Source organism: Rhizobium sp. TRM96647 (assembly GCF_025780115.1).
GTDB lineage: Bacteria > Pseudomonadota > Alphaproteobacteria > Rhizobiales > Rhizobiaceae > Mycoplana.
On record NZ_JAOXHF010000008.1, the window covers coordinates 119,789 to 135,910 of the forward strand.

General features: G+C 64.3%; 17 protein-coding genes and 2 tRNA genes. 8 read left to right on the forward strand and 11 right to left on the reverse strand.

The features are described 5' to 3' along the window. Positions 1-95: 95 nt before the first annotated feature. The 3 genes from OCK02_RS16220 to OCK02_RS16230 all read right to left on the reverse strand — a co-directional run bounded on the left by OCK02_RS16220 (position 96) and on the right by OCK02_RS16230 (position 3,432). Positions 96-866: a PopZ family protein gene (locus OCK02_RS16220; protein ID WP_263813962.1), complete on the reverse strand. Its 771-nt coding sequence runs from the start codon at positions 864-866 to the stop codon at positions 96-98. Between the two features lie 188 nt (positions 867-1,054). Continuing rightward, entirely contained in the window at positions 1,055-2,452 is a 1,398-nt protein-coding gene (locus OCK02_RS16225; RefSeq protein ID WP_263813963.1) for a TolC family outer membrane protein, read from the reverse strand. A 329-nt stretch (positions 2,453-2,781) separates the two neighbouring features. After that, on the reverse strand, positions 2,782-3,432 hold the full coding sequence (locus tag OCK02_RS16230) for a protein-L-isoaspartate O-methyltransferase family protein (protein ID WP_263813964.1): 651 nt from the start codon (positions 3,430-3,432) through the stop codon (positions 2,782-2,784). A gap of 343 nt (positions 3,433-3,775) precedes the next feature. Between OCK02_RS16230 and exbB the strand changes: the two genes are divergently transcribed. The 7 genes from exbB to OCK02_RS16265 all read left to right on the forward strand — a co-directional run bounded on the left by exbB (position 3,776) and on the right by OCK02_RS16265 (position 7,761). Beyond that, the gene (gene exbB / locus OCK02_RS16235; RefSeq protein ID WP_263813965.1) at positions 3,776-4,870 is read left to right on the forward strand and encodes a tonB-system energizer ExbB; all 1,095 of its coding nucleotides are present in this window, start codon (positions 3,776-3,778) and stop codon (positions 4,868-4,870) included. Between the two features lie 3 nt (positions 4,871-4,873). Beyond that, positions 4,874-5,299 (forward strand): TonB system transport protein ExbD, encoded by a 426-nt coding sequence (gene exbD / locus OCK02_RS16240; RefSeq protein WP_263813966.1) that lies wholly within the window; start codon positions 4,874-4,876, stop codon positions 5,297-5,299. Positions 5,300-5,593: 294 nt separating this feature from the next. Beyond that, positions 5,594-5,758 (forward strand): hypothetical protein, encoded by a 165-nt coding sequence (locus tag OCK02_RS16245; protein ID WP_230804247.1) that lies wholly within the window; start codon positions 5,594-5,596, stop codon positions 5,756-5,758. A gap of 208 nt (positions 5,759-5,966) precedes the next feature. After that, positions 5,967-6,335 carry an ArsR/SmtB family transcription factor gene (locus OCK02_RS16250; RefSeq protein ID WP_263814076.1) on the forward strand — a complete coding sequence of 123 codons (369 nt, stop codon included), beginning with the start codon at positions 5,967-5,969 and terminating at the stop codon, positions 6,333-6,335. Next, positions 6,332-6,865, forward strand: coding sequence for an SRPBCC family protein (locus OCK02_RS16255; RefSeq protein WP_263813967.1), 534 nt, complete (start codon positions 6,332-6,334; stop codon positions 6,863-6,865). The genes OCK02_RS16250 and OCK02_RS16255 overlap by 4 nt, the downstream gene beginning before the upstream one ends. A gap of 205 nt (positions 6,866-7,070) precedes the next feature. Continuing rightward, positions 7,071-7,144: transfer RNA gene (locus OCK02_RS16260), tRNA-Cys, on the forward strand. Between the two features lie 272 nt (positions 7,145-7,416). After that, positions 7,417-7,761: a hypothetical protein gene (locus OCK02_RS16265; protein ID WP_263813968.1), complete on the forward strand. Its 345-nt coding sequence runs from the start codon at positions 7,417-7,419 to the stop codon at positions 7,759-7,761. A gap of 329 nt (positions 7,762-8,090) precedes the next feature. Here the strand turns inward: OCK02_RS16265 and OCK02_RS16270 are convergent, their stop codons facing one another. Then, on the reverse strand, positions 8,091-8,375 hold the full coding sequence (locus OCK02_RS16270; protein WP_230804233.1) for a hypothetical protein: 285 nt from the start codon (positions 8,373-8,375) through the stop codon (positions 8,091-8,093). A 275-nt stretch (positions 8,376-8,650) separates the two neighbouring features. On the opposite strand from OCK02_RS16270, the gene OCK02_RS16275 reads away from it, so the two are divergent. Further along, a tRNA-Asn gene (locus OCK02_RS16275) sits at positions 8,651-8,725 on the forward strand. Positions 8,726-8,861: 136 nt separating this feature from the next. Here OCK02_RS16275 and pqqE read toward each other — a convergent pair. The 7 genes from pqqE to OCK02_RS16310 all read right to left on the reverse strand — a co-directional run bounded on the left by pqqE (position 8,862) and on the right by OCK02_RS16310 (position 15,802). Then, positions 8,862-9,965, reverse strand: coding sequence for a pyrroloquinoline quinone biosynthesis protein PqqE (pqqE, locus tag OCK02_RS16280; protein WP_263813969.1), 1,104 nt, complete (start codon positions 9,963-9,965; stop codon positions 8,862-8,864). Further along, positions 9,962-10,258 (reverse strand): pyrroloquinoline quinone biosynthesis peptide chaperone PqqD, encoded by a 297-nt coding sequence (gene pqqD / locus OCK02_RS16285; RefSeq protein ID WP_230804229.1) that lies wholly within the window; start codon positions 10,256-10,258, stop codon positions 9,962-9,964. Before pqqD ends, pqqE begins: the two co-directional genes overlap by 4 nt. Beyond that, complete coding sequence (pqqC, locus tag OCK02_RS16290; protein WP_263813970.1) at positions 10,255-11,010, reverse strand: pyrroloquinoline-quinone synthase PqqC; 756 nt, start codon at positions 11,008-11,010, stop codon at positions 10,255-10,257. The genes pqqD and pqqC overlap by 4 nt, the downstream gene beginning before the upstream one ends. After that, on the reverse strand, positions 11,007-11,945 hold the full coding sequence (pqqB, locus tag OCK02_RS16295) for a pyrroloquinoline quinone biosynthesis protein PqqB (protein ID WP_263813971.1): 939 nt from the start codon (positions 11,943-11,945) through the stop codon (positions 11,007-11,009). The genes pqqC and pqqB overlap by 4 nt, the downstream gene beginning before the upstream one ends. 383 nt (positions 11,946-12,328) lie before the next feature. Further along, on the reverse strand, positions 12,329-13,189 hold the full coding sequence (locus tag OCK02_RS16300; protein WP_318530135.1) for a substrate-binding domain-containing protein: 861 nt from the start codon (positions 13,187-13,189) through the stop codon (positions 12,329-12,331). A gap of 4 nt (positions 13,190-13,193) precedes the next feature. Beyond that, entirely contained in the window at positions 13,194-13,715 is a 522-nt protein-coding gene (locus OCK02_RS16305) for a c-type cytochrome, methanol metabolism-related (RefSeq protein ID WP_230804221.1), read from the reverse strand. Between the two features lie 185 nt (positions 13,716-13,900). Continuing rightward, positions 13,901-15,802, reverse strand: a complete 1,902-nt coding sequence (locus tag OCK02_RS16310) for a methanol/ethanol family PQQ-dependent dehydrogenase (protein WP_230804219.1) — start codon at positions 15,800-15,802, stop codon at positions 13,901-13,903. Positions 15,803-16,122 lie beyond the last annotated feature (320 nt).

Genomic DNA, 16,122 nt, shown 5'->3' on the forward strand with positions numbered 1-16,122 from the left:
GTTCTAAACCGGATGCCTAGATTGAAGTCAACATCCGCAAAAGAAAAGCCGCGCCCGTTCCGGCGCGGCCCATCGCAGCAGAGAAACAGGTCGATTTAACGGCGCGGTCCGCGCGCCACGCGCTCGATCTCCTCGCGCACGAGGCGCTCGACCAGCGTCGGCAGGTTGTCGTCCAGCCATTCCTGCAGCATCGGCCGCAGCATGTCCTCGGCAATCTCGTCGAAGGAGCGGCGCGGACCGGCCTCGACCGCCTCGGCAAGCGCGCCGAAGGAATGGGCGACCTTGGCGCCGATGTCGGGCGAGATCAGCGAACCGCGCGAGGACGCGTCGGCCGACGAAACGGATGCAGGCTCGGCGAACGGCAGCGGCGACGGAAGGGGCTCGCCGGCGTCCTCGGCCGCGACAGGCGATGCCGCGAACAAGTTCTCCGCCTGTGCCGTCTCCGGTTCGGCCTCGGACACCGGACGGGCGGCCTGCTCGCGCAGGAGCATGCCATTGCGCTCCGAGGCGGCCCGCACCCGGGCTGCGACATCGGCGAGCGACATGGCCGGCTGGGCGGCGCGCGTTTCCGGCTCGATTGCCGGCGGCTGCACCGGAACGGCCTGCACCGGCGCTTCGACGGGCGAGCGCTCGAACGGCGAACGGTCGAAGGGGGAACGATCGAACGGCGGGCGATCGGCGGAAAGATCGGCGACGATCACCTCCGCGCCGAAGCCGTCGTCATCGCTTGCGGCATCGTCCTCGGACGCGATCGGGGCGAAAGCGGCCGGCCCGCCGACGGGCGGCTCGTTGCTTTCGATGATCCGTCGGATCGACGCCAGTATCTCGTCCATCGACGGTTCGCGCGCTACGTTCGGCTGAGCCATTTTCATCCCCGTTCATTGCCCCGCCCGACCTTCCGGGCACGCCTCGGCGGCGTGCGGGCGGTGCGGATGAGCAAGACCATAGGTCACTCGCGAGGGCAAAAAAATCGTCGCGAATCAACTCTCAACAGTGATGCACAGATTTATGGGCGATGCCAATGGCGGGCAATAGTGTAGCCGCCGGGGCAGGCTCAGCGGCCGTCGACGGTGCGCAGGCCGAACCACTTGTCCTTGACCGCCTCGTAGTGCTCCTCGGAACGGTATTCGGCGACCTTCAGGTTTTGGCCGCGGACCGTGAGGCGGGCGATCGAGGCCAGCAGCGAATAGCTGGCGACGACTTCGACCCGGCGGGAAAGGACGAGGCTTTCCTGCGCGTCGAGAACGGTCTGCTGGGCGATCAGCACGTCGAGCGTGGTGCGCTGGCCGACGTTGCGTTCCTCGATGACGCCCTTGAGCGCCATGTCGGCGGCCTCGATCTCGGCGAGGTTCGCCTGGATCGCCGCGCGGGCGGCTTCCAGCTGGGTATGAGCGGAGATGATCGTCTGCTGGATCTCCAGCCTGGCCGAATCGACCAGGATACGCTGCTGGCCGAGCCGCTCCTTCGCCTGGCGGATCTGGCCGTATTCGGCGCCGCCCTGGTAGATCGGCACGGTGACGCGGGCGGAGATGCTGCCTTCGACGTTGTCGTTGGTGCTGCCGCTGCCGTTGACCGACTTGTAGACGTCGCCCTGGATCGAGACGCCGGGAAGCATGGTGCCTTCGGCCGCCTTGACGTTGTAGCCGGCGGCATCGACGCTGCGCTCGGCCGACAGGATCGTCGGATGCTCGCGCATGCCGATAGCGACCGCCTGGTCCAGCGTCGGCGGAATTCCCCGCGTCGCCGGGCCCGGCTGCTTGATGTTCTTCGGCACGTCGCCGACGATCTGGTAATAGACCGCCTCGCTCGTCTTCAGCTGCGCCTCGGCGGACACCAGCAGCGCCTGCGCCTCGGCAAGCTGCGATTCGGACAGGCTGACGTCGGTCTGCGTGCCCTCGCCCACCTCCAGCCGCGCCCGCGACGCATTCAACTGCTCGCGCAGGAAGGCGAGGTTCTGCTTGCGGATACCGACGATGGCCTGGTCGCGGGCGATGTTCGCGTAGGCCTCGACGGCGGCCAGCAGGATGCTGATCTCCTGGGCCCGCAGCGCCTCGCGGTTGGCGAGCACGTTGGCCTCGGCGGAGCGGACATTGTTCAGCGTCTGGAAGCCGTCGAAGATCTGCTGGCTGACGGAGATGCCGAAGGCGGAGGTGAAGGTGTCGGTTCTCTTGATCTCCGGCCCGAACAGGCCCGACGAGATCGGCTTGTCGTAGATCCGCCGCGTCGCGTTCGCTTCCGCCACGCCGTTGATCTGCGGGCGCATCGCCGCCTTGGCGATCGTGACGTTCTCGTCGATGGCGCGGAGTGCCGCGCGGGCGGCGTTCAGGTCGGGATTGTTGGCGTAGGCCTTGGCCATAGCGCCGGCCACGGTCTCTGCGGACACCGGCAGCGTCGTTGCCAGAAGGGCGGGAACGAGCACCGCGGCGAGCGCGGACTTTCGCAAGATGGACACCTATGAACTCCAGACTGGACCGGTGGACCGACCCCCTCGGCGGGACAGCGCCGTCTCTGCGCGCGCTGCGCCGCATGTTTCCTGCGAATGCGGCGGATTTTCGCCGCCGTATTCCGCGCCATGCGCCGACTTGTGGATATTCCCCGTCGTCAGCATTGCTGCCGAAGCATCATGGTTTCCCACCCTCCATCCGAAACCGCCCTCCGGTCTCCGATGTGTTGCAATCGCCCCGCCCCCGCGTTGCGATCCCGATGCGGCGGACTCGCCGCATATGCGATCTTGCGCATAAAACCCGGTCGAAATCGACTCGGATTTTACTAAAAGGTTAATCAGAACACGAACTCGGCGGCCCGGCGGAAGCCCGGCAGCGGCTTCACGGCGGTGTTGAAGACGCTGCGCTCGGAGGCGATGCCGCGTTCCTTGATGTAGAGGCGGGCCTGCGAGGCGTTGCCGTAGCCCTCGACGACGACGAGGCGACCGCCGTCGCGCAACTGGGCGAAGAAGGCTTCCGGAACGACTTCGACGGCGCCGTGGACGAAGATGGCGTCGTAGGGTGCCTCGGCGGCGTAGCCCTTTTCCAGTTCGCCGGTAACGACGGCGACGTTGTCGTAGCCGAGTTCGGCGAGCGTTTCGCCGGCCGTGGCCGCGAGCGCCTCGTCGACCTCCAGGGCAACCACCGAGCCTGCGAGCTTCGACAGGACCGCCGAGGCATAGCCGGTGTTGCAGCCGACCTCGAGGACGACGTCTTCCCTGGTGATCACCGCGAGCTGGATCAGCTTGGCCAGCGGCGACGGCTCCATCAGGTAGCGCCCGGGCGCGACCTCGATGTCGTTGTCGATATAGGCCAGCGGCTTCAGCTGGGCAGGAACGAAGGCCTCGCGGGGAACGGTCAGGAACGCCTCGAGAACCGAATGCGAAGTCACGTCCGTCGTCCGGATCTGGTTGTCGACCATTTTGATGCGCGCTGCGGTGTAGTCCATCATTGCCGTCCTGATTGCTGCCTGCCGGAGCCTCGTGGCCGCCCCGGTCCAGTCCTGATCTGGCGGCGGGGCCCGGCGGCGGAAAAATCCAGCTGTGTCTTAATGCCCTTTCGGCACGGGTGTCCATATCTCGAACGGCCCGCAGGGCGCAAAAAAGTGAAGCGGCTGCGGAGCGTCCCCCGCAAATATCATGACAAAGGCAGTCATGATAACGTTGCCCCCGCGCGCAAAATTGTTGTATGGGACGCTCATGATTAAGCACAACCGGAGTGCGGCGCAGGCTTGCGCCTTGCTCCCTTGGCGCAACGACCAGAGGATCCGGACTTTGCTGACACGGCCCCGAATGGCCGCGGCTTTCGCCGCAATCGGCCTTACACTTTCCATTTCCGCAGCCATCATTCCCGCGCATGCCCAGGAGAATGCCGCACCGGCCGCAACGACGCAGACGCAGGGGCGGCCGACCGCCGCTTCCGAGCCCGCGCCGGCCACCGGCGAGACGGCTCCTGCGACGGGGCAGGACGGCACGCCCCCGCAGGCGGGTGCCCCCACGGATGCGGCCCCTTCGACCGGTGCGCCGGCATCCGGGACCGCACCTTCCGCCGAGATCCAGGCCGCACCCGCTGACGCAACCGACGATGCCACCCTGCCCGGCGACGAGGCGGTGCAGGTGGAAGCGGGCGGGGAACGTCAGGCCGGCCTGCCGCACGATCTTTCGCCCTGGGGCATGTTCATGGCTGCCGACCTGGTGGTGAAGGGCGTGATGGTCGGTCTCGCCTTCGCCTCCTTCGTTACCTGGACGGTGCTGATCGCCAAGCTCATTGAACTCGGCGCGGTGCAGCGCTCGGTGCACCGCGCGGTGCGCAGCCTGACGGACGCGCAGGGCCTTGCCGCGGCGGAGGAGATCTTCGCCGGCCGCCGCAGCGTGCCCGCCCGCATGGTGCATGCGGCGCGGCAGGAGATGAACAGTTCGGACGCCGTTCTCGACTACGTCTCCGATTCGGGCGTGAAGGAGCGCGTCGCCTCGCGCCTGCAGCGCGCCGAGGTCCGGGCGGGACGACAGATCGCCAAGGGAACCGGCATTCTCGCCACGATCGGCTCGACCGCGCCGTTCGTCGGCCTATTCGGCACGGTCTGGGGCATCATGAACTCCTTCATCGGCATCTCCGAGGCGCAGACCACCAATCTCGCGATCGTGGCACCCGGCATCGCCGAGGCCCTGCTCGCCACCGCCATCGGCCTCGTTGCCGCCATTCCCGCGGTCGTCTTCTACAACTTCCTCGCCCGCGCCATCACCGCCTACCGGCAGGGCCTGAGCGACACGTCGGCTGCGATCGAACGGCTCGTCAGCCGCGACCTCGACGTGCGCCGCGCCGGGCTCGCCGCCAATCGGGCGGCCGGCACGGGCCGCGTCGATCCCGCACGCGTCAGGATGGGGTGAGCCATGGCAGGCAAGATCAGAGAAGGCGGCGGCGACGACCTGGAGGAAAACAGCGAGATCAACGTCACGCCGTTCATCGACGTGATGCTGGTGCTGCTGATCATCTTCATGGTGGCCGCTCCGCTTGCGACCGTCGACATCAATGTCGACCTCCCCTCCTCCGTCGCCCGGCCGGCGCCGCGCGAGGACAAGCCGGTGTTCGTGACGCTGAAGCAGGACCTGACGCTGTCGCTCGGCAACGGAACCGTCGCCCGCGAGACCTTCGGCAGCGAGCTCGACACCATCACCGGCGGCGACAAGCAGACGCGCATCCTGCTGCGGGCCGACAAGGCAGTCGGCTACGGCGACGTGATGGACGTGATGAACCTCCTGCGCACCGCCGGCTATCCCAAGATCGCCCTCGTCGGGCTCGAGGGCGCGCCCCGCTGAGGCCTAGGGATTGGGCGCGGCGCCCGACGGGCGCCGCTTTCGCGAAAACCCTTCTACCGTGGGGTGCAGACCGCGGGGCGGACGCCCCGCCGACACCCTTTTTGGCTTTGCAGTCGGGTTCCCCTTGCAAACAGCTGAAAACCGTAGATAAATTGCATCTGCCGCATCCTGCGGCCAGAAGCGCGACGCGATCCACCGGACCGCTCCCGCGCTTCGGACCTTTGATTTTGCGCATGTCGTCATCGCAAGACCGCGCCCCACGCCTTTTGCGCGACATGCTTCAGGAGGGACGCCATGAGACATGCAGCATCCTTGACCGCGTTTTTCCTTTCGCTCTTGGTGATCACCGGGTGCACGACCTCTGCCGCGAACAACACGACCTATTCGCAATACCAGGGTCCGTCACCGGATGCCGAGATCGTCGGCATGCGCACCGGAACGCAGAACGCAAGCTACTAGGGCCAGCGCCCGACCTCCGCGGCGGGATCATCGCGCACACCGACGGCCGCCTTTTGCGGCCGCGGCCGCGAGGTCACGCATGATTCATCGCGATCAGCAGGCAGAAGCCCGGTCCCGGGCGGCCTCTCCCGGGGGCCGCCCCTAATATCTGCCCGAACATTCAACAAAGCGGTTGAATATCGATCCGGGCGAGTCTATATTCAACCACATGGTTGAACTTCAAGCATCCCGACTCGATACCGTCTTCCACGCCCTCGGCGACGCCACGCGGCGGAAGATGCTGCGCGAACTGGCGGACGGCGAACGGACGGTCGGCCAGCTGGCCGAACCCTTCTCGATCTCGCTGGCGGCGGCGTCGAAGCACATCAAGGCGCTGGAGCATGCCGGGCTGATCCGCCGCGAGGTGCGGGGGCGTACGCATGTCTGCCGCCTCGCGCCCGGCCCGCTCGCCAGCGCCCATTCCTGGCTCAGCTTCTACGAGCGGTTCTGGATCGAACGGCTCGACGTCCTCGAGCGCCTGCTGCGCGAGGAGGACGCGAAGAAAAACCGCAAGCCCAACGAAGGAGAAGACAGATGACGGAAGTTCTGACACTCGACGCCTATGGCTCCCTGACCGAGCCTGCCACGCTGACGATGCAAAGGCTCCTGCCCGGCCCGATCGAGCGGGTCTGGGCCTATCTGACCGACAGCGAAATGCGCCGGAAATGGCTGGCGGCGGGCGACATGGAACTAACGGTCGGTGCGCCATTCGAATTCGTCTGGCGCAACGACGACCTCAGCGACCCGCCCGGCACGCGGCCGGAGGGTTTTTCCGAGGAGATGCGGATGCAGAGCCGGATCACCGAACTGGACCCGCCGCGCAGGATCGCCTTTTCCTGGAGCCGCAGCGGCGACGTTTCGATCGATCTCGAGCCGAGGGGGAGCGAGGTCCTGCTGACGCTCGTCCATCGCCGCCTGCCCGACCGCGCGACCATGGAAATGGTGGGTGCGGGATGGCACACCCATCTCGACGTCCTCGTCGAGCGCGTCTCGGGCAAGGCCCCCGAAGCGTTCTGGCCCCGCTGGACCCGGCTGCGCGCCGAATACGCCCGCAGGCTCTCGGCCTAACAGGGTCGCTGCGATCACGGCTCATGTGGCCATGCCCCCATGACCGCCGGCTTCGCCCCTCCCCGGGGCGGGGCCGGCCGGCGGGCGACACGGCCTGCCGGGACGCCGGCGACGAGGAAAACTGCCCACCGGCGACGAATGCCTCTTGCACCGATTTTCAATTCGTTCTAAACGCCCGGCACCACTCGCTTTTAAGCAGACGGACGGCCTCGTGGCGGAGTGGTTACGCAGAGGACTGCAAATCCTTGCACCCCGGTTCGATTCCGGGCGAGGCCTCCACTTTCTTTTATATCATTGCAACTAGGCGCAATGAATCTAGCGCCTTTCCTAACGCTCTGGGTTTCATACCGCGTGCCGTTGCAATCAGCCCCTTGATTTCCTTCGTATTCACGGCACATTGCGCAAATCCGCAACAAAGGCTGGGGGCTTCGTTGGCAGACTTGCGTAAAGCACCTGACATTGAGCAACGGGTTGTCGATGCAGTAAAGCGGCGAACACCTGGAGCTCGAAACTACCAGATAACTTCCGTTCAGCAGAAATTTTTGGAGGGAATGCTTTATACGGTCAGCTTCGACGGACCCGGAGCAAATGGTGAGGAGACCGTCAGCTACAATAACCGAGTCTATGTAACCAAAAGATCAATCGAGGCGTATGGCCACGACGAATTTCTTATTCAGGTCGTCGGCGCACGCCACGCCCGTAGTTTCTACGACATATTTGCAAACGGCGATGTCGTTTCCGGAATAATTGCCCTCGTGGTGACTGTACTAATTGTCCCCACGTTCATTGTCTCCTACTTCACTTCTACAGTGCTGGAGGTCCCGGACTGGATAACAAGCGGATGGCTTCTCATCTTGGGGTTTTACTTTGGAAAGGCGTCCGGCCGAAGTGAGTGAGGTAATTCCCCGGCGCGCACAGCACTTTTCAGCCTTAACGACGCTGGCTGTGTACGTAGCTTCGATTTCACAGGTGGCATTGTGAACGTTCACAACGTTACACTCTGACTTGGACCTCACCGATGCAAAAGCATCATCGCCAAAGCGATCCATACGAGGGCCGAGAACTCTGCGGCTATCAGGTAGCCCATTGCCCTGTCGCTCATGATTTCCTCCCGAATTGCCTCCATCCGAGGCTAACCCTACCGGGAAACGACCGGTTTCACTACCCTGCGATGGGTGTTGTGAGGCTGGCCTTGCAACCGGCCGGATCGAGAGGGCGCGCGGCGCTACGGCTTTGGGCGCATCTTGCGGCTCGCCCACCAGACGGAAAACCTGCGGCGCTGGCGGCGCAGGAAGGGGGAATCGTGCGACAGGACGAGGAGGCCGAGCGGTATCATCCAGAAGCCCAATACCGGCAGGAAGCCGAGGCAGCCGAAGAAGACCAACAGGACGCCGACCGTCGTGCGCCAAGCCCTCGATTGCGGAAGTTTCAGGCGGAAGGAACCGATGACGATCTCATGGGTGGCGTGATCGATGCCGAAACGGGTTCCTTTGGGCTCTTTCGCTTTCATCAATTCTCGTCACAATCCCCGGGGCTGGCTCAAGGCACGTCGCGATCTGTCAAATTCGCTGCCGTGCCTTCGGTCCTTGATTCTGCACATGTCGTCGTCGAAAGCCGATGCACAGTTTTACACGACACGCTTTCGGGCTGGAAATCCAATGCCCGTGCCTGTCATCTGGTCCCTCTCCCGCAATCAATCAAGGAAGAACCGTCTTTTTGCAAAAAAGCGCTTGGCAAATCGGTTCAGCGTTTGTATGACGCGCTCATTCCGCAGCGAGCGGATGATCCCTGGTAGCTCAGCGGTAGAGCATTCGACTGTTAATCGACAGGTCGCCGGTTCGAATCCGGCCCGGGGAGCCAGTTTTTCACTAGAGCGCGCCATTGGCGCGCTCTAGTCGTTTCAAGCGTCCTGAACGGCGACGGCCCACATCTTCCCTCGACGGCCAATCGGTCGTTATTGCCGCCCCGGCGTCTCATTGCCGACGGCGCACCGCGGCTACGTCCGCCCGATGCGGCGGTAGCGGAAATCTTCGGCGTGGGACGGGGCGACGGCGTTGGCCTCTCCGATCAGGGCCGCCATCCGGCCGTGCAGCGGGGACTTGATGCAGGCGGGATCCGTCGCCGCCGCGTTGCCGGCGATCGCCATGGCCTGACAGCGGCATCCGCCCCAGTCGATCTCCTTGCGATCGCAGCTTCGGCAGGGCTCCAGCATCCAGTCGTCGCCGCGGAAGGCGTTGAAGGCCGGCGAATGCACCCAGATGTCCGTCAGGCTCGCCTCTCCGAACCGTTCGAAATGCAGGGTCGGAATGGTTCCCGCCGCATGGCAGGGAAGGACCTTGCCGTCCGGGGCCACCATGAAGGCGTCGCGCGCCCAGCCGCCCATGCAGGGCTTCGGATAGATAGCGAAATAATCGGGCGCGACGAAGTCGATCGCCAGAATGCCCTGCAGCCGCGCCTGCGCCTCCTCGACGATTGCGACCTGGCGCTCCACGGCCTGCCGGTCCGGCATGAGGGCGTTGCGGTTTAGAAGCGCCCAGCCGGCATATTGCACGTTGGCGATCTCCAGACGCTGCGCGCCGAGGGAGAGCGCGAGGTCGATGAAGGCCGGCACCTCCTCGATGTTGTGGCGATGGATCGGTGCGTTGATCGTCAGCGGCAGGCCGAGTTCCACGACCTTCCTGGCGACTTCGAGCTTCTTTTCCAGTGCGCCGCGGTGATTGCCGATCTTCTCCGTCGTCGCCGCGCGGGCGCCCTGGATGCTGAGCTGCAGGTGGTCGAGGCCGGCATCGCAAAGCCTCTCAAGCCGGCCCTCGGCGATCCCCACGCCGGCGGTGATCAGGTTGGTATAGACGCCGCGGCGGGCCAGACAGCTGACGAACTGCTCGAGATCGGGCCTGAGGGTCGGCTCCCCCCCGGACAGATGGATCTGCAGGACCCCGAGATCGGCCGCTTCCTCGAAAAGCGCGAGCCAGGCGTCCGTCGAAAGCTCCCTGTCGGCCTTCAACAACTCGAGCGGATTGGAGCAATAGACGCATTGCAGGGGACAGCGATGCGTCAGTTCGGCCAGCATGCCGATCGGCGGCAGGAGTGCGTCGCTCATAGCGTCACCAGAAATCTGTCGGACCATTCCTGCAGGAATTCCTCGACATCGGGCGCGATGTCCTCGCGGGCCGCATCATACTGGCCGGCGAGCTCGGAGACGATCTGCAGGACCGTATGCCGGCCATCGCATAGCCGCAATATATCAAGGCTGACCTCATCCGGCCAGAACACCTTCTCCGGCGACAGCAACGCCCAGGCGCTGCGCACCGGATCGTATTGAAGCCGCGCATAGCGTTTCAACTGCGGTCGCGACTGGTCCGAGACGATCGCGCGCTGGCGGCTCTCCATCATCGCGCCTCCGGCACGAAGGCGCCGGGCGGGATATGGCCGCCCTCGCCATAGGCGTAGTCCAGGGCGTCGAGCATGGCCCAGAGGATATCGCACTTGAACACGAGGGCATCGATGACGGCCTGCTGCTTTTCCGGGTCGGTCGCGTGCTTGCGGACATAGGCGAGCGCGAAATCGGAATCGCGCGGGGCCTGCGTCAGCCTCGGCATGAAATAGGCGAGCGTGTCCTCGGTGACGTAGCTGTATTTCGCCAGCATGGCCGGCACGCGCTCGCCGATGATAACAGGCGAAAACAGCTCCGTCAGCGACGAGGCGACCGCCTCCAGCAGGCTGCGGCCGGCACAGAAGGACAGGTAGGCCCCGACGGCGAAGCGGGTCGCGGGCAGCGCAAGCCGTTCGCTCTTCACCATCTCCTCGTCCAGCCCGAGCCCGGTCGCCAGCTTGATCCAGCGGGCGATGCCGCCGTCCCAGCCGGTCGATCCGTCATGGTCCTCGATCCTGCGGCGCCATTCGACGCGGAACTCCGGGTCTTCCGCCCGGGCGATGATCGTCGCATCCTTGCGCGGAATCATCGCCTGGTAGCAATAACGGTTCAGCGCCCAGGCCTGAAGCTCGGCCCGGGTCAGGCTGCCCGCCGTCATGCGGTGATGATAGGGATGCCGGTTGTGGTATCGCTCGGCCCCGACCTGGCGCAGTACCTCTTCGAGCGCGGCAGGCGTCAGGCCGTTTCGTGCCGCATCCGCAAAATCGCTCATAGGCCGATCTCCATCCCGTCATGGCCGATCTCCCAGCCCCCTGCCCGCACGGCGGCCGCCTCGGGCGAATTCTCATCGAGGATCGGATTGGTGTTGTTGATATGGACATAGATGCGGCGCCGCGGGGCGACATCGGCCAAAAGGGCCATGGAGCCGTCGGGGCCGGCGATGTGCAGGTGCCCCATGCGCAGGCCGGTCTTGGTGCCGACGCCGGCCGTCTGCATCTCGTCGTCGGTATAGACCGTGCCGTCGAAAAGCAGGCACTCCGCGGCAGAAATCCGCTGTTTCAGATCGGCATCGACGGCGGCGCAGCCGGGCACGTAGAGCGCTGCGGCTTCCCGGCCCTCCTGCCGGATGCTGACCCCCACCGTGTCGCCTTCCTGCGTGCCGAACCCCTCCTCCGCCTTGCCGGCGTCCTCCAGGAACAGGGCCACCTTGCCGGGAACCGGGAAGGCCTCGACCACGATCGAAGTCGGCCTGCCGTGACAGTCAAGGATCGGCGTCGGAACGTTCAGCGCGAGTTCGCGGCGCTCGACCAGTTCGCCGTCGAGGACATTGAAGATGCTGTTTTCCGCCAGCACGCGAAGCACTCGGGCGGTCGCATAGATGACGAAACGATGCCGCTCGCGCAGGCTCAGGAGCCCGGCGATATGGTCGACATCCGCATTCGTCAGGACGACGGCCCGGATCGGCGAGGCGCGCAATGGACCATCTTCGCCCGGCTGCAGTTCGCGGGTCGCCGCGATCTGCTCGCGAATGTCCGGGGATGCGTTGAAGACAATCCAGTCCCGGCCGTCGGCGGATACGCCGAGGCTCGACTGGGTTCGCGCCCTGAAGCCCTGCTCGCCCTTGCGAACGCCGCGGCTCAGCCGATAGTTACAGTTCCACTGGGGAAATCCCCCTCCGGCCGCGGAGCCGAGGACCTTCAGCCGCATGTGACGATGCTTCCTTCCGGCAGCAACCGCTCCATGCGTGTGCGTCGCATGGAGCGGTCGATGCGCCTATTTCTTGGCCTTGAGTTCGGCGGAGTGGTAACGCGACATTTCCATTCCGACCGAAACCGTGCACATCGTAGGCTTCTTCCAGCTTTTCTTCATGGGTATCTCCTCTTCGCTCTATGCCCGAGATCAACGATTTGATCTCCTCCCGGCATCGTGCGCCTTTCGGCGCAAGCTCTGGACTGCGAGGGCATTCGCATCCGTCACGCCGGAGCGGTCCGCGGGCCGCCGCGAGACAGTCTACACCCCAATGCGATCACCCTCACTCACATCTGGTTCAACGGCGCCCGGCTCCCGTCCGGCGCAGGCCGAAAAACCCGTCATCCCTTGATCTCGTTGCCCGCCTCATCGACCAGAGGCACCTGATATTGCTGGAGAATCCGATTTATCTCCGGCTGGTTCTCCCGGATCAGCGTGTTCAGCGTGCGCTTCCATTCCTGGTCGGAGGGACGGACACCCATGGTGATGCGATAGGCCATCTGGCTGCCGGTCTCCTTGAGGAGCGGCACCACGACGAGATCCGGATTGATCTCCTTGACGTAGTAGCCGGCCATCGGTCCCCAGAGCAGAGCGACGTCGATGACGTCGTTCTCAAGGTCCTTCAGCATCACCTCGGCCATGGACGGCATGGTGCGCGTATCCACCATGAGGGGATAGGTCCTGGCGGTCCGCATCAGGTTGGCCTTGGCCAGGTTGGCGCTCGGGGGCGTTCCCGCGACGACGCCGACCTTCTTGCCCGCAAGCTTCGGATCCTCGATCGTTTCCACGCCGTCGAGGCCCTTGTCCTTCTTGAACACCATCACGTAGGTCGAACGATAGTAGGCGTTGGTGTTCTGGACGAGTTCATCGCCCTGGGCATAGCCCATGATGATATCGCAGCGGTTCGCCCTCAGCGTGTTGCGTACGAAGCCGGTTGCCATCGGATACCAGGTGTAGGCGACCGACTTGCGGCCGGTCTTCGCCGCCACCAGTTCGGCCAGCTTGTTTTCGAAGCCCTCGCCGCTCTCGTCGGTGAACGGCATGTTGGAGGGATCGGCGCAAACGCGCAGCACGTCCGGATCGACCAGTTCGCCCGCGGCGCCGAGCCCGGCGGTCTGCGGGAGGGCAGCGGTCGGGACTGCGGCCATCATCGCCGCGATCACCGGGAATATGTAACGACGGCAGGATCTGTGTGCCGACATCTGTTCAGCTCCCCATGCACGAGGCTTCGTAATCCTTGGCACCCTGCGGCTTGTCCGCCTTCTTGGGAGGCCTGCCGCGCGGGATGCCATCGACCGCACGCGCCCGCAGATAGATGTAGATATCGTCCAGGTAGCAATAGACGTTCTTGTTTTCACCGAAGGCGGGCATGACGTTTTCCTTGCCGCCGCCCACGTTCTTGCGCCCCTCGGCAACGATCGACAGGAATGTGCCGTAGTCCATCGTCTTCAGCGAATCGGCGAGCGCCGGGGCATAGGTGGAGCCCACGCCATCGGGCCCATGGCAGGTGTGACAGTCGGAATGATAGCGGCGATAGCCGCTGAACGTGTACCAGTCGACGGTCCCGTCCGGCTGGAGCTTGTATGTCGGGGTACCGTCTGCGTCGAAATACTTACCGTCCTCGTCGGTAACGGCTGCGGCCTTCTGTTTGTCGTCTGTTGCAGATGCGATGCTAGAACCAACGAGGAGAGCGAACGCGATGACTGATACTGCTTTGCGGACTGACATTCCTACCTCTTTCCCATTTCGCCACGGACACAGCTCGGCTGTCGCAATGCGGCGTTGACAGTTGGGTTGTGGGATACGCGACGAAACCGGGAGCCCGGCCCGGATTTCAGGTGATCCGGGCTCCCGTTTCTCTGCTGGCTGGCCGTCGCCTCATGAAGGGACGGCGCGCCTGTGGCTCCGGCTCGTTACTCCGGGAGGCCGAAGACGGTGAGCTGACCGCCCAGCGTCGTATAGTCGGCCAGGGCGGCATAGCCGCCAACCGCGCCGAGACCTGCCGTGGCGATCGACTGCGCCTGATCGGTCGGAGCGTTCTCGCCGGCCACCGCCGTCTGCCAGGCAGCTGCACCGTCCGCCTGGAGCAGGCCGCCTGCAAGGCCGATGCCTGCCCAGCCGCCAACACCCGACAGCACGGCGATGTACTGCTTGCCCTTGTGCTCGAAGGTGTTGATGTTGCCGATGATGCCGGACGGGGTCTTGAACTTGTAGAGTTCGTTGCCGTCGTGATCGACCGCCTTGATGTAGCCCTCCAGCGTGCCGTAGAAGACGACGTCGCCATCGGTCGATAGTGCGCCCGACCAGACCGAGAACTGCTCGGGCTTGGACCAGACGATCTCACCCTTGGCGGCATCCCAGGCGATGAAGTTGCCCATGCCGCCATGGCTGTTCGGGGTCGGATACATCGACACCGCCGCACCCACATAGGGCTGGCCGGCCGTGTAGCTTACCCGGTAGGGCTCATAGTCCATGCAGACGTGGTTGGTCGGCACGTAGAACAGCCCGGTCTTCGGCGAATAGGAAGCCGGCTGCTGGTCCTTGGTACCAAGCGCCGCCGGGCAGATGCCCGTGGTGTTGGTGTCCTCGCCGTTCTGCTGGGTCGAATACTGGGCCACGACCTGCGGACGACCATACTGGTCGCTGTTCGGATCCATCACGACCTCGGTCGCCCAGTTCACCGTCGGATCGTACTTCTTGGCGACGAGCAGTTCGCCCGTGCCGCGATCCATCGTATAGGCAAAGCCGTTGCGGTCGAAATGGACCAGGACATCGCGGGGCGAACCGTTGATCTGCATGTCGTCGACGAGGATCATCTCGTTGACGCCGTCGAAGTCCCATTCGTCATGCGGGGTCATCTGGTAGACCCACTTCGCCATGCCGGTGTCGGCGTCACGGGCGAAGATGGTCATCGACCACTTGTTGTCGCCGGGGCGCTGGACCGGGTTCCAGGTCGAGGGGTTGCCGGTTCCGTAGTAGACCAGGTTGAGCTCCGGATCGAAGGCATACCAGCCCCATGTCGTTCCGCCGCCCTGCTTCCACTGTTCGCCTTCCCAGCTGCTGACGCCGGAGTCCTTGCCGACCGGCTTGCCGAGCTGGGTCGTCTTCTCGCCATCCATCAGGGTCTCTGCATCGGGACCCGTCGAATAGGCCTTCCAGGCGACCGTACCGTCCTTCAGGTTATACGCGGTCACATGGCCGCGGACACCGAATTCGCCGCCCGAGATGCCGATCAGCACCTTGTCCTTGAAGACCATCGGAGCGGCCGTACCGCTTTCGCCCTGGCCGCCGGAGATATCCTCGCCGTTCTTCGCCTGCCAGACGACCTTGCCGGTCTTGGCGTCGAGCGCGGTCACGGTCGTGTCGGCCTGGTTGAGGATGATCTTGCCGTCGCCATAGGCTACGCCGCGGTTGACCGTATCGCAGCACATGATCGGGATGACGTTCGGATCCTGCTTGGGCTCGTATTTCCAGAGGATCTTGCCGTCATTGTTGAGATCGAGGGCATAGACGGTGTTGGGGAACGGCGCATGGACGTACATGACGTCGCCGATCACCAGGGGGCCGCCTTCATGGCCGCGCAGGACGCCGGTCGAGAACGTCCACTTGACCTGAAGGTTCTTCACATTGTCCTTGGTGATCTGGTTCAATTTCGAAAAGCGGGTGTTCGCATAGTCACCCGTCGGAATCGCCCAGTTCTTGGAATCGGAAATCAGCTGCTGGACTTCGTCATTGGCAATTGCTCCTCCCGCCAATGACAAGGAGACGGCAGCCGTCACCAATGCCGATTTTAGAAAGTCTGATCGTACACGCATTTAGTCCTCCCGAATTCGACAGGTGACTTTTGCGGCGGCGCCTGTTCCATAACAGGAGCCCGCGTCACCGGTTCAGCATTGTGGGAAGTATTTCCGGCAGCGTGTCACGACCTAAGCCAGGCGTGCGGAGGGCACCGTTACCGCCCACCCGCTTGGCCTACGAAGACTGTCACCACTCCCTTGACGGCAACGTCCTTGAAGCCGGAAACAACGCAACCATAAGAGATAGTTTTCCTTTCGGCAAGCGCGTTTCTCAATCAATACTCGCTGCGCCGCACTACGCTTATATTGCAGCGCAACGACATCCATCCGGAATGTTG